At 72.6% G+C, this 13,940-nt stretch carries 8 protein-coding genes; 5 read left to right on the top strand and 3 right to left on the bottom strand.

All coding sequences use genetic code 11. The annotated features are described in order from the left end of the window. Positions 1-12: 12 nt before the first annotated feature. A complete protein-coding gene (locus KGD83_RS07170) occupies positions 13-936 on the top strand; it encodes a cytochrome d ubiquinol oxidase subunit II (RefSeq protein WP_212643085.1) in 924 nt (307 codons plus the stop codon). A 491-nt stretch (positions 937-1,427) separates the two neighbouring features. Further along, the gene (locus tag KGD83_RS07165; protein WP_212643084.1) at positions 1,428-1,769 is read left to right on the top strand and encodes a hypothetical protein; all 342 of its coding nucleotides are present in this window, start codon (positions 1,428-1,430) and stop codon (positions 1,767-1,769) included. A gap of 839 nt (positions 1,770-2,608) precedes the next feature. Here the strand turns inward: KGD83_RS07165 and KGD83_RS07160 are convergent. The 3 genes from KGD83_RS07160 to KGD83_RS07150 all read right to left on the bottom strand — a co-directional run bounded on the left by KGD83_RS07160 (position 2,609) and on the right by KGD83_RS07150 (position 6,161). After that, complete coding sequence (locus KGD83_RS07160; protein ID WP_019607990.1) at positions 2,609-2,878, bottom strand: DUF6406 domain-containing protein; 270 nt, start codon at positions 2,876-2,878, stop codon at positions 2,609-2,611. Between the two features lie 179 nt (positions 2,879-3,057). Next, positions 3,058-5,427, bottom strand: coding sequence for an accessory Sec system translocase SecA2 (gene secA2, locus KGD83_RS07155; protein ID WP_212643083.1), 2,370 nt, complete (start codon positions 5,425-5,427; stop codon positions 3,058-3,060). Between the two features lie 119 nt (positions 5,428-5,546). After that, a complete protein-coding gene (locus KGD83_RS07150; RefSeq protein WP_212643082.1) occupies positions 5,547-6,161 on the bottom strand; it encodes a GTP-binding protein in 615 nt (204 codons plus the stop codon). Between the two features lie 768 nt (positions 6,162-6,929). Between KGD83_RS07150 and hisS the strand changes: the two genes are divergently transcribed. The 3 genes from hisS (at position 6,930) to KGD83_RS07135 (ending at position 13,745) form a co-directional block, all read left to right on the top strand. Further along, positions 6,930-8,264, top strand: coding sequence for a histidine--tRNA ligase (hisS, locus tag KGD83_RS07145; protein ID WP_212643081.1), 1,335 nt, complete (start codon positions 6,930-6,932; stop codon positions 8,262-8,264). A gap of 344 nt (positions 8,265-8,608) precedes the next feature. Then, positions 8,609-11,065 (top strand): ATP-binding protein, encoded by a 2,457-nt coding sequence (locus tag KGD83_RS07140; protein ID WP_212643080.1) that lies wholly within the window; start codon positions 8,609-8,611, stop codon positions 11,063-11,065. Between the two features lie 166 nt (positions 11,066-11,231). Continuing rightward, positions 11,232-13,745, top strand: coding sequence for a LuxR C-terminal-related transcriptional regulator (locus KGD83_RS07135; protein WP_212644304.1), 2,514 nt, complete (start codon positions 11,232-11,234; stop codon positions 13,743-13,745). Positions 13,746-13,940 lie beyond the last annotated feature (195 nt).

Genomic DNA, 13,940 nt, shown 5'->3' with positions numbered 1-13,940 from the left:
AGGCCGCAAGCCATGGACCTCCTCTCCTCCGCACTCCTCGCCCTCCTCGTCGTGGGCTACCTCGTCCTGGCCGGTGCCGACATCGGCCTGGGCATGCTGATGCCGCGCCTGGCGCGCGGCCCCGAGCAGCGCCGCCGCGTGGTCGCCGCCGTCGCCCCCTACTTCCTGGCCTCGGAGGTGTGGCTGGTCGCCGCGTTCGGGGCCCTGGCCGGCCTGTTCCCCGTCCTGGAGCACCACGTGGTCGCCGAGCTGCGGCCCGTGCTCGCCGTCCTGCTGACCGGGTGGCTGGTCCGCGACGCGGGGCTGTGGCTGCGCGCCCGCGTGGACGGCGACCGCTGGCGGATGGCCTGCGACTGCGCGCTCGTCGGGGGCAGTTGGGCGCTGGCCGCCGCTTGGGGCCTGGTGGTGGCGGGTCTGCTCGCGGGCGGCCTCACCGCGAGCGCGTTCACGCCGCTGTGCGCGGTCGCCGTCACGGCGCTGTTCGCGTTGCGCGGCGCGGCCTTCGGGGCCGAGCGGCTGGTCGGTCCGGCCGACTCCGAGAGCGCGGACGTGGCCGCCCGGGACACGCGCCCGCTCGCGCGCCTGGCCCTGGGGGCGGCGTCGGTGGCAGCGGTCGCGGCGGTGCCGCCCGGCGGCCCGGAGCTGTCCCCCGGGCCGGCGGTCACGCTGGCCGCGGTACTGCTGGCGGCCCTGGCGGCGACGAGCGGCCTGGTGGGTCCGATGCTGTCGCGGCACACGTCGGCGGTGGCGATCGCCGTCCCCGGCCTCCTCTTGGCACTGGCCGTACCGGAGCTGCCCTGGGCGCCGATCCCCTCCACGACCGCGGTGTTCGTGTGGGCGACCCTCGTTCCCGTAATTCCGGTCATGTTCGTCGGTCAGGTTTGGCTCTACCGAATGACACGCCGCCCGGCGGTCGCGCCGACCTTCTTCGCCTGATCCCGGTCGGGCCTCCGCACAGGTCAGTGCGCCCCGCGAAAGCCGCGGGGCGCGCCCGGGCCCGGCGACGCCGGTACCCGCCCCGGTTGGCGGCGGCGGCGAACGGGCACGGTCTCCTGCGGGCAACGCGCCCGTGACGCCCCCTCCCACCGGGGAGGCTCCGGCGTGATCGCGCACGGGTGCTGTCGATCCCCTTGGAGGGACTGTGACCTACCGGACGACCACAACCCCCGACCTGCGCGGGTGCAGCTGCGGTTCGGGCTGCGGCTGCGGCTGTCAGAGCGGCGGCGCCTGCAACTGCGGCGGAGGCTGCGGCTGACCCATCGTCCAACCAGAACCCGTCTCCCCTTCCGGCGGGCCGTCCTCCCCCGGGCGGCCCGCCGCCCCTTCCCTCCCCGCCCCGCCTCCGCGTGTCGCGACAAGGAGCAATGCTGGGTATACGCTGTGTTACCACGTGAGGCTGCGTATCCACGTGGTGGGGGAGATCAGCGATGCCGCCGTTCACCAGACCAGCGTCGGGGAGGGGGCACCCCTCCGAGCACGCGAGAGTGCTCCAGTGCGTCCTGGGCATCCGGGAGCGCTCGGCGCGTGCGGTCCCCTGGGAGCCGGACACGGTCGGCATCCCGCCCTCGGGCCGCTCCAGCGCCCTGGCCCGGATCAACGACGTCGCCTTCTACGCGAACGCGCGCGAGGAGGTGTCCGCCCTGGCCGGGGTCTGCGTGGACCTGCTGCACCTGCACGCCCCCGACGACGAGGACGGGGACCGCTGCCGGGGCTGCCGCCTGACCTGGCCGTGCCCCACCTTCGGCGAACTCTGCCGCCTGCTCTCCTAGCGGCCGAGCGCGGGCGGCCCACGGGGAACGGACGCCGTCCGCCGGAGTCGGGGCGCGATCCGACTTCGACGGACGACCGTCCTCGCCTGCCGTCCGCTGACGCCCCGCGGTCGAGCCGCCGGGCGCCCTCACCGGGCAGGCACCTCCAGAGAGTAATACTGAAACGCGTTCTACCGCAAGACCCGGGTTCGCGGACCCCACCATGAGAACCGGGGCGTGTAGGCCCTCAGCACCGAATGGAACAGGATCTAGTCGACGCCCGGCGCAGAGGCCGGGGAGGCGTCGGGACGGCGCGCGGCACACGTGCGGCGAAGGATGCGCGCACGCTCCGGAGCGGGAAGACCGGGCCCCGCGCGCCCCGCGCAGGCGGAGAGCACCTCCCCGCCGGCGCGGGGCGGCCAGGCCCAGGGGCGGGGGACAGCCCCTGGGACCGGCCTTGGGGCGGCAGGGCGCAGCGGCCCGTGGACTCTCCGAGAGCGGGGGGACCCTCCCTGTGGCCGCTGCCGGGGCGCGCCTTGCTCCACAGACGTTAACGAGGAACCGGTAACGCGAACACCCTCCATCAGATAACCGGAACGTCTCGATTCGCGCTGGTGGGCACGCCGTCCTCTTCCTTGACCTGGGCCGATGCTCGTTCTTCACCGGCCCTTCGCCTCTGGAACCCCCGGTGCCCCACGGGACACACAAGCCACAAAACCTCGTCGGTCGGCTCCCGAAAAGACGGGCGGCGGCGAAACCTGGGCGTCCGGCAATCCCCCTCCGCTAAAAGGTTGCACGGGGTTGCGCCCCCGCCGGAAGAAGGAAAACGAAGGCCCCGGGCACACGCCCGGGGCCTGGAGTCAACTTATTCGCGTGGCCAGCAGATATGCGGAGGGAGTATCCGCGTCGACAATGTCGGTCACCCTCCACGCCTGCCCGCCGACGCTGAACACGTCGCCCACCCGGACGTCGATCATGGGCGTGGGCCGCCACTCCTTCGGTCCGCCGATCTTGGCGACCGGGTGGCCGTCCTCATCCACCCAGAAACTGCCCCCGCCCACCGGACCGCCCGCGAATCGGTCGTTCCGTCCATAACTGATCTTCTCCTGCGCACCGACCTCGTGGACCACGGTGAATTTCGTCCCAACCGTCTCGGGTTCCGTTGAAAACGCAGCCATGTTAACCCGGACGGGGCAATTGATGATGCCGTTTTCGGGCTTGTGGGGCGTTTCGAGCAGAGTAGCTGACAAAAGTAATGCGCGAGCCGGGACTTTAGTCCCGACCCGCGCATCCGTTCGCGGGGGAATGGTCAGCTCCCGCTCCCCCGGCCGCCCTTGAGCCTGCCCACCAGGGTCTCGAACGCGGAGCTGAACGGGTGGTCGTGCACCATGTACGTCCACGTCATCGACGGGCGCTTGACGCCCACCGAGCTCACGTCCAGCTCGCCGTCCACGACCTCCAGCTCCTCGAAGCTCTCGGCCGCCCGGGCGCGCGCGTCGTCCAGGAAGCCCTTGAAGACCGGCACCGCGTCGCGGTTGAACTCGTCCAGCGGGTCGCGGCGGCCCAGGAAGCGCAGGTGGATGCCCTCACGCAGCTCCGCCAGGAAGGCGTTGTGGTCGGTCCAGCCCCGGTCCAGGTGGTAGAGCGTGATGAGGCGGGCCGCCCGGGCGACCTTCTCGTTCGCCTCCTCGTCGGCGTCGGCGCCGCTTCCGGCGTCCTCGGCGTCACCCTCCGCCCCGGCTCCCTTCCCGGCGAGCTCCTCCAGCAGCTCCTCGTGCCGCTTCCTGCGGTCGGCCCTGATCTGCCGGTGGCCCTGGTCCCCGGTCAGGACCATCTCACGGTGCTCCAGGACCACGTCGCGCTGCACGTCGATCAGCTGGTTGTACCGCCAGGTGTTGCGGTGCACCTCCAGCAGCTGGCCCTCGGACACGCGCTGTGCGTGGTCGACCATGCCCAGCCAGCCCTGGTCGGTGATCTCACCGTCGGAGGTGGTCTGGTAGCCCGTGGTCTCGGGCGCGTGGTTGACCACCAGGTCGTCGTCCATGCTGACGAAGAAGATGGAGTCGCCCGGGTCGCCCTGGCGCCCGGCGCGGCCGCGCAGCTGCCCGTCCAGACGGCTGCTGGGGTAGCGGCCGAAGCCCATCACGTACAGGCCGCCCGTCTCCACCACCCGCTCGCGGTCGGCCATGTCGCTGCCGCCCAGGCGGATGTCGGTGCCGCGCCCGGCCATCTGGGTGGAGACGGTGACGGCGCCGTGGGTGCCCGCCTCCGCGATGATGGCGGCCTCGTCGGCGTCGTTCTTGGCGTTGAGGACCACGCACTCCAGCCCGGCCTCGCGCAGGCGCCCGGCCAACAGCTCGGACTCGGCCACGTCCTGTGTGCCGATGAGGATCGGCCGCCCGGACTTGTGGACCTCCTCCACCTTGGCGATGAGGGCGTCCTCCTTCTCCTCGCGCGTGGCGTACAGGCGCGAGCCGTGGTCCTCGCGGACGTTGGGCTTGTTGGAGGGGATGACCGCGACCTCCAGCTCGTAGAACTCGCGGAGCTGTTCGGCGACGGCCATCGCGGTACCGGTCATACCGGCGCGCGTGGGGTAGCGCAGGACGAGCGACTGCACGGTGATGGAGTCCAGCACCTCGCCGGTCTCGCTGAGCGCCACCTTCTCCTTGGCCTCGACCGCGGCCTGGAGGCCGTCCGGCCAGCGCTGGAGGAGGGCGATGCGCCCGCGCGACTCGTTGATGAGGCGGACCTCGCCGTCGCGCACCACGTAGTGGACGTCGCGCTGGAGCAGCACGTGCGCGTGCAGGGCCAGGTTGACCTGCGGCAGGACGGAGGTGTCGTCCTCGGAGTACAGGTCGACCCCGTCCAGCGCCTTCTCCACCGCGTCGATCCCGGCGTCGGTGAGCTGGACGTTGCGCCCCTCACCGTCGACCTCGTAGTGCAGGCGCGGCTTGAGCCCGCGCACGACGTCGGCCATCTCCACATCGGCGTCCACGCTCTCCGCGGCCCCGGCCAGGACCAGCGGGACGCGGGCCTCGTCGACGAGCACCGAGTCGGCCTCGTCGATGATCGCCACGTGCGGCGGCGGCACGACCCGGTCGGCGATGTCGGTGACCATGCGGTCGCGCAGGACGTCGAAGCCCAGTTCGCTGACGGCCGCGTAGGTCACCTCGCAGGAGTAGGCGGCGCGCCGCTCCTGGGGGGTGGAGTCCTCGGTGATCCAGCCCACGGTGACGCCGAGCATGTCGTATAGGGGGCGCATCCACTCGGCGTCGCGCCGGGCCAGGTAGTCGTTGACGCTGAGCAGGTGCACGCGCCGGCCGCGCAGGGCGAACCCGGCGGCGGCGAGGGCGCCCGCCATCGTCTTGCCCTCACCCGTGGCCATCTCCGCGACGTGGCCGTCAAGCAGGGCCATGACGCCGAGGAGCTGCACGTCGAAGGGCCGCTCGTCGAGTGAGCGCCGGGCGGCCTCGCGGCCGACCGCGCACAGCGACACGAGGTCGTCGCGCTCGTAGGGGAGTTCGGCGTTGCCGAGTTCGATGGCCTTCTCCGTCAGCTCGGTGTCGCTGAGCTCACGCAGACCATCCTCCTCGGCCTCGATCGCCGACAGGAGCTTGGTATAGGGCCGCAGATCCACCGCACCGGGCTTGCCCAGGAAGCGGCGAACGCCTTCCGCCATTCGTCCGAACACCACCACAGGGTAACGCCGGACACAACCGTTGAGAGAACCCCGGGCGCCCACATGTGCGGACGGTTGCGTCGAAACCGCCCCCGGTCCGACACGGGGCGCCCGGCGGCTCAGGCGAACTGGCGCTGGTGGCGCTGGCGGGCCTCCACCGCCATGGCGTGCTTGACCAGGGTCACCAGGACCCGGACGACGGAGTTGCGGTCGCGGGCGTCGCAGTGCACGACGGGCACGTCCGGAGTCAGGTCCAGGGCGTCGCGCAGTTCCTCGGCGCTGTGGAGGTTCTCGGGGTCGAACTCGTTGACGGCGACGACGAAGGGCAGCCGGTACTGGCGCTCGAAGTAGTCCAGGGCCTGGAAGGTGTCCTCCAGGCGGCGGGTGTCCGCCAGGATCACGGCGCCCAGCGCGCCCCGGACCAGGTCGTCCCACATGAACCAGAAGCGCTGCTGGCCCGGGGTCCCGAAAAGGAAGAGGGTCAGGTCGGTGTCCAGCGAGATGCGGCCGAAGTCCATCGCGACCGTGGTGCTCGTCTTGTCCGGGGTGTGGGAGAGGTCGTCCACGCCAGCACTGGCGGCGGTGACCGCGGCCTCGGTGCGCACAGGCGGGATCTCCGAGACGGCGCCGACGAACGTGGTCTTGCCGACCCCGAACCCCCCGGCGACGATGATCTTGGTGGACAACGCGGTCGAGGCGTGGGCGTTGTTCGTGCTGTTGACTGGATCGATCACAGTTAGTCCTAGCGGGAGTGCCGGGCCAGCGGGACGGACGGCGCGCACGGTCCGGTCCTCGGGGTAGGCGACCCATCGGGGTCGGTACCGACGCGGGAGGCACCGTTCCTGGAACCTAACACTGGATGGCCGGTGGGGAAGGCGTTTTGGCTCAGTGGTGCGGCACGCCACACCGGTCGGCTCGTGGGGCCCGCGGCTCCCGGGCAGAGGAGGAGTCGCGGGAGTAGTGGTGGCCGTCGCGTGGCGGTGCGTCCTCCGCCCGAAACCGACCGTGAACAGGTAAGCACACACCTGTACCCCGGAAGGTCGACTTTACGACATTGTGAGCGGTCATTTTCGGCCGCTTTCGGCCGCGCCGATCCCTGTCCGGCGGGGTCCCCGGAGTCTACGGTGGAGGCAGGGCCCCGCACCGGCAAGTGCGGTCGCGGAGAAGACTCCTGGCACGAGGACGCGACCATCCGCGGGAGCCCCGGCGGCGCCCCGGGCACAGGCCACCCACCGACGTCCCGCTCTTCGACGTCGGTCCGGTCGACACTCCGGTCCGGCGCGCCAGCGCCCCACCGGCCCACAACCGTCCACGTGGGCCGGTGGTGGCCGAACCGCGGCGAGCGGTCGCGGCGGCGGGCAGTCCGCCGCGCCGCCCTCCCGACCGGGTTCCCCGTAGACTGGACCGGCCCTCCCCCGCCCGACGAGCGAACCCGCGCGTGCGTACGCGCGGCGCGGACGGGACCAGCAAGCCGAGACGAAACTGTGAGCCGAGAACCCCGCATGTCCGATCAGCGCGTCGTCCGCCCCACTCCCATCAGCGGTTTCCCCGAGTGGTCCCCTCAGGTCCGGGCCGTGGAGCAGCGCTGGCTGGACCATATCCGCTCCGGGTTCGAGTCCTTCGGCTTCGCGTCGGTGGAGACGCCGTCCGTGGAGAACCTCGACGTGCTGATGGCCAAGGGCGAGACCTCCCAGGAGGTCTACACCCTGCACCGCCTCCAGGCCGACGCCAAGGACGACTCCGACGCCAGGCTCGGGCTGCACTTCGACCTCACCGTGCCCTTCGCCCGGTACGTCGCGCAGCACTTCAACGAGCTGTCCTTCCCCTTCAAGCGGTACCAGATGCAGCGCGTGTGGCGGGGCGAGCGCCCCCAGGAGGGGCGCTTCCGCGAGTTCACCCAGTGCGACATCGACGTCATCAACGTCGACTCCGTCCCGCTGCACTTCGACGCCGAGCTGCCGCGCATCGTGCACCGGGTGCTCAGCGGGCTGGACCTGCCCGCCTGGACGCTCAACGTCAACAACCGCAAGGTCCTCCAGGGCTTCTACGAGGGCCTGGGCATCAAGGACCCGATCGCGGTCATCCGCGCCGTGGACAAGCTGCACAAGATCGGCGACGACGGCGTGCGCCGGATCCTGCTGGCCGACGGCCTGACCGGCGAGCAGGCCGACGCCTGCCTCGCGCTGGCCCGCGTCCGCGGCACCGGGCCCGGCGTCGCCGAGCGGGTCCGCGGGCTCGGGGTCTCCTCCGAGCTGCTCGACGAGGGGCTGGAGGAGCTCTCCTTCGTGCTGGAGGACCTGGCCGACCTGCCCGAGGGCAGCGTCGTGGCCGACCTGTCCATCGCCCGCGGCCTGGACTACTACACGGGCACGGTCTACGAGGCCTCCTTCGACGACGACCCCGGCTACGGGAGCATCTGCGCGGGCGGGCGTTACGACGACCTGGCCGGGCAGTTCATCCGCAGGCGGCTGCCGGGCGTGGGCATCTCCATCGGCCTCACCCGCATCTTCGCCAAGCTCGTCGCCGAGGGCCGGATCGAGGAGGGGCGCGCCTGCCCCACCGACGTGATGGTCGTGGTACCCGGCGCCGAGCGCCGCAGGGAGGCCCTGCGCACCGGGGAGCTGCTGCGCGGGCGCGGGTTCAACACCGAGGTGTTCCACTCCACCGCCAAGGTCGGCAAGCAGATCCAGTACGCCGCCAAGAAGGGCATCCCCTTCGTGTGGTTCCCGCCGTTCGGCGAGGACGGCGGCCACGAGGTCAAGGACATGGGGTCGGGGGAGCAGGGTCCGGCCGACCCCGCCGCCTGGACTCCGAAGGGCCCGGAAAGCGCGGAGTAACCGCTCCATAGCACCTTCCAGTCCGGCGTGGGCGGTTTCTGTCCGCTCATGCCGGAACCGGCCATTCGGAGGACAACCGGGGGTGGCGGGTGCGACACTGGGGACGGCGTTCCCCGCGCCGCCCCCCGCAGCGGCGGCGCGGCCTCCCGGGGCCTGCGGTGGATGCTTGCTCGGCCCCTGGGGGGCGTCGTTCAAGCGTCGGCGGGGTTCTGGAGGTGCCGGAGGTGAGACTGCGAGGAACGAGCCGTCTCACCGGAGGTGCCGAAGGTTCTTGCCTTCGGGGCGCTTGAACACGGGGCGAAGCGGAGCGGAGCCCCAAGAAGCACTGCCCAGTAATCGAGGCCATGTCCCCTCCCCGCCACAACCTGCCCCTGTCAGCCGGCGAGTTCATCAGCTTCGTCGGACGCGAGCGCGACATCGTCGACCTGGGCCGCCTCCTGGGCACCGCCCGGATGGTCACGCTGACCGGTACCGGCGGTATCGGCAAGACGCGCCTGGCCCTGCACCTGGCCGAGCGCGTCATGCGCCGGTTCCCCGACGGCGTGCGCTTCGTAGACCTGAGCGAGGCCTCCACCCACGACCAGGCACTGCGCGCGGTCGCGGGCAGCCTCCAGGCGGTGCAGGACGACTCGCGCACCATGACGGACGCCGTCATCACCTCGCTGCGCACCCGCAACCTGCTGCTGCTCCTGGACACCTGCGAGCACGCCGTCGGGCCGATGGCGCAGCTGTGCCAGGCCGTGCTGCGCGACTGCCCCAGGGTGCGCATCCTGGTGACCAGCCGCCAGCCCCTGCACGTTCCCGAGGAGAACATCTGGCGGGTGCCTCCGCTGTCCCTGCCCGCGCGGCCCACACCCACCGACCCCTACGCGGCCGACCCCGCGCCCATCCCCCGGCGCGACACCCAGCGCTACGAGTCGGTGCGCCTGTTCGTCACCCGCGCGCACGCCGCACGCGCCGGGTTCGAGATGACCAGGGAGAACTCCGGTTACATCGCGGAGATCTGCCGGATGCTGGACGGCATGCCGCTGGCGATCGAGCTGGCCGCCGCACGGGTGCGGGTGCTGTCGGTGCAGCAGATCCTGCGCCGCCTGGACGACCGGTTCCAGCTGCTGACCAGCGACGGGTCCGAGGACCTGCCGCCGCGCCAGCGGACGCTGCGCGCGGTCCTGGAGTGGAGCCACGACCTGCTCACCGAGCCGGAGCGGCTCCTGCTGCACCGGTTGTCGGTGTTCTCCACCTGGTACCTGGAGGCCGCTGAGGACGTCTGCTCGGGCGAGGGGGTCGACCCCGCCGACATCCTGCCGCTGCACTTCTCTCTGCTGGACAAGTCGCTGGTGGTGATGGACGCCGAGGTGGACGGCACCACCCACTACCGGCTGACCGAGACGGTGCGCGCCTACGCCGCCGAGCACCTGGCCGACAGCGGCGGCGAGGACGACCGGTGGGAACGCTACCTGCGCTTCTGCGTCGCCCGTCTGGAGGAGTGGGCCAAGAGCTGCTGCGCGCCGATGCCGTGGGGCGAGCGCCTGGGGCACCTGCGGCTGCTCGACCACCACCGGGAGAACCACGCCCGCGTGGTGGACTGGGCTCTCTCACGCGGGCGCGTGGACGAGGCCCTGCGGGTGTGCGTGGCGCTGCGCCCCTACTGGATCGTGCGCGACCTGGCCGCCGAGGGCAGCCGCCTCCTGGAGCGGGCGCTGGCCACCGACCCCGACGCGCAGTCCCCGCACCTGCGGGCGCGCGCCCTGGCCCTGCACGCCGAGCTGCGGCTGGACCTGGACGCGGCGCCGCGCGTGTCCACCCTGGCCCTGTGCGCCCTGGAGGCGGCGCGGGCCTGCCGCGAGGCGGGAGCGGCCGCCTCCGCGCTGGCCACCCTGGCGGCGCTGTGCCTGCGCACCGGGACGCTGGACGAGGGGCAGGAGCACGCCGAGCGGGCCGGGGTCTGGGCCTCCCAGGTCAGCGACCCCATCACCGAGGCGGCCACACTGGACGTGCTGGCCCAGCTGGCCCGCCGCCGCGGCGAGGCCGAACGGGCCACGGCCCTCCTGGAGCACAGCGTCGCGGTGGCCGACAACCTCGGCGACCGCTGGAGCGCGGCCCGCGCCCTGCACGGACTGGGCTCGATCGCCGCCGAGCGCGGCGACTTCGCGCGGGCGCGGGAGCTGTTCTCCGACGCCCTGTCGGTCTTCGGCGAGCTGGAGGCAGCCCCGGCCACCGCGCACTGCGCCCGGGAACTGGGCCGCCTGTACCTGGCCGAGGGCGAGACGCTGCTCGCCCGGGAGCCCCTGGCGACGTGCCTGCGGGTGAGCTTCACCTCCGGCCGCAGGCTCGCGGTGGCCCGTGCCCTGGAGGCGCTGGCGGAACTGGCCCTGGCCGAGGAGGAGGCCGAGCGGGCCGCCGCCCTGGTGGGGGTGGCCGCCGACCTCAGGGCGGTGCTGGACCGCCCCTCGGCCGAGACCCTGCGGCTGCGGTCGGCGGCGGAGCGGCGCGTGGGCGCCACGCGCACCGCCGAGGCGTGGAACGCGTGGCGCCCCCTGCCGCTGGAGCAGGTGCTCGACCGCGCGCTGGCCTTCCCCCGGCCCCAGGCCTCGGGGCCCTCGGGCCCGGATTCGCTGACCCCCCGGGAGAGGGAGGTGGCCGAACTGGCCGAACAGGGCCTGTCCAACCGCGAGATCGCCGAGCGGCTGACCATCAGCCACGCGACGGCGGCCCGCCACATCGCGAACATCTTCAGAAAACTCTCGATTTCCTCGAGGACGCAGTTGACCGGCTGGGCCGTCCCGGGTGACGGTGGCTGACACGGCCCCGGTCGAGGGCACGCACTTGCACAGTGCGCGTGCACCCGCTAAGACAGGAACTCCGGGTACCAGAGCCCACACCAACGACGTCCGCCCTTGCCGACCTTCCCCCAACCCTGGTGAGAACCTCCCCCGACAGCCCCTACATGTGAAGGCCATGGCACCTTTGACCGCGCCCGCGCGGCACAACCTCCCCCGTCCGGGCACCGGATTCGTGGGCCGTGAGCGGGACCTGAGCGACCTGCTCCGTCTGCTCGGCTCCAGCCGCTCCGTCACGCTGAGCGGAACCGACGGGCTGGGCAAGACGCGTCTGGCGATACGCGTGGCCGAGCAGACCACCGCGTGGTTCCCCGACGGCGTGTGGATGGTCGGCATGGCGGACGCGCGCACGACCCTGGAGGTGTACGCGCGGGTGGCCGCCGCCGTGGGCGTGGTGGAGGAGCCGGGGCAGCCGTTGTCGGTCACGGTGACCGAGGCACTGTGCGAACGCCACCTGCTGCTGGTGCTGGACGCGTGCGAGCACGCCGTCGAGGAGGTGGCCGAGGTCGGCGAGGCCCTGCTTGCATCGTGCCCGTCAGTGTCGATCCTGCTCACCAGTGAGACCCCCGTCCGCCTGTCGGGCGGCACCGTGTGGCGGATGACGCCGATGGCGCTGCCGCTGCCCGCGCGCAAGGGGCCCCAGCCCGACCCCGCCGGCGCGGAGGCGGTGCGGCTGTTCATGGACCGCGCCCGCGCGCGGGACCCGCGCTTCTCGCTCTCGCGCGAGGAGATGGAGACCGTGACGGAGCTGTGCGACCTGGCGGGCGGCATCCCGCTGGCGATCGAGGCGCTGGGCGCGAGCGCGCCCGGGGTGGGGCCCGCCGTGCTGGTCGACGAGCTGCGCGAACACCTGTCCTCCCCTGAGGTCCAGCCCGGCCCGGGGCAGGCGGTCCCGCGCAGCGAGATGCTGCCGGTGGTGCTGGACTTCGTGTACCGCGGGCTGCCCGAGGCCGAGCGGGTGCTGCTGCGCCGCCTGTCGGTGTTCCGGGGCTGGAACCTGGAGCTGGCCGAGCAGGTGTGCGCCGACGAGGCGCTGCCCGAACAGGCCGTCCTCGACCTCGTGACTTCCCTGCTGAACCGCTCCCTGATCACCGTGACCGGCGAGTTCGAGGGCCGGGTGCGCTACCGGCTGCCCGAGGCCGTGCAGCGGTTCGCGCACTCCCGGCTGGTAGCGGCGGGTGAGGCGGAGCTGTTCCAGGAGAGGCTCCTGGACCGGATGCTGCGCCTGGCCGAGGACCTGGGCCAGAAGCTGGAGTCGAGCCGGGTCATGCCCTGGAGCGAGCGCGACTCCGGACGCCAGCGCGTGATCGCCGAGTACGACACGCTGCGCTCCCTGCTGCGCTGGGCGCTGGAGCACGGCGCCGCCGAACCGGGCCTGCGGCTGTGCGTGAGCCTGACCGCGCACTGGGTGAGCCACCAGAGCTACTCCGAGGGAGCGCACTGGATGGACCGCCTGCTGGAACTGGAGGACGCGGCCAAGGCGCCCTCGCGCGCGCGGGCGCTGGTGGGCCGGGCCCAGCTGGCGCGGGTGCGGCGCGACCACGAACTGGCGGTCTCGCTGGGCGAGGAGGGACTGCGGCTGTGCCGGGAGGCCGGGGACGACGTGTTCGTCCGCGTCGCGCTCAACCTGCTCGCCCTGGTCGAGGTGCGCGAGCGCGTGTCGGACCAGGCCGCGGTGCGGGTGGAGGAGGCGCTGCGGCTGTGCCGCGAGTCGGGTGACCTGTGGGGCGAGGCGATCGCCCTGGGCACCCGGGCGGCCCTGGTCGCCCAGCAGGGCGACCACCCCACGGCCGACCACCACTACAACGCCGCGCTGACGCTGCTGCGCGGGATCGACCACCGGTGGGGCGTGGGGGTCACCCTCATGGGCCAGGCGCGCGCGGCGGAGGCCAGCGGCGACCTGTTGACGGCGGACCGCTGCTACCGGGAGGCGCTGGACACCCAGCGGCTGATCGGGGCGGCGGCAGAGGAGGCGCGCTGCCTGGCCGGGATCGGCCGGGTGGCGCACGCCCAGGGGTCCACGGGACAGGCCTACGACTACCTGAGCGAGGGCCTGCTGCTGAGCCACTCGACGGGCCAGCGAGCGGACGCGGCGCGCGCCCTGACCGCGATCGCCCGGGTGTCCTTCGGGGCGGGGCTGCGCGAGGGCGCCTGCCGCCTGGCGGGCGCGGCGACGAGCGTGCGCGAGCGGCTGGGGCTGTCCGCGCACGAGGCGCCGTGGCCGTTCACCGACGTGGAGAAGGTCCGGCGGCGACGCCGCCAACTGGTGGTCTGGTGGGAGCAGGGCCGGACGCTGGCCCTGTCGAACGCGGTCCGCGAGGGAGAGCAGCTGGCGGAGGAGGCGCGGCGACCGCCGTCGCGCCGCTCCGCGCCGCCCAGCCGTCCCGCGCGCGGGCGCCGGGAGCGGGGAGGGCCCGTCCCGGACCCGGAGTCGGTGACCCCCGAGGAGCGGCTCACCCCGCGTGAGCTGGAGGTGGCCCTCCTGGTGAGCCGGGGCAGGAGCAACCCGGAGATCGCTCGGGAACTGTTCATCACCCCGTCCACGGCGGCGCGGCACGTGGCCAACATCAACCGCAAGATGGGCTTCCACTCGCGTACGCAGATCACGTCGTGGGTACGCCACCACCGGTCCTCGGACTAAGCTGCCCGATCTGCCCTGTTAAGCCCGGCTCGCCACCGGGAGAACCGCCTTCCGCAATGAATCTACATATGCAGGTGCATAGCAATATGCATGTGCATCTGGCTGTGAAAGCGCTAGGCTTCAAGCCATGGGACACCACGTTCGTGGCACTGCGGTGGCACGGTCGCCAGGGTCCCGGAAACGGCCGTCGAACAC

Source organism: Nocardiopsis akebiae, assembly GCF_018316795.1.
Taxonomy (GTDB): domain Bacteria; phylum Actinomycetota; class Actinomycetes; order Streptosporangiales; family Streptosporangiaceae; genus Nocardiopsis; species Nocardiopsis dassonvillei.
Note: the sequence above shows the minus strand (reverse complement) of the source record. Positions and strands in the feature narration are given on the sequence as shown.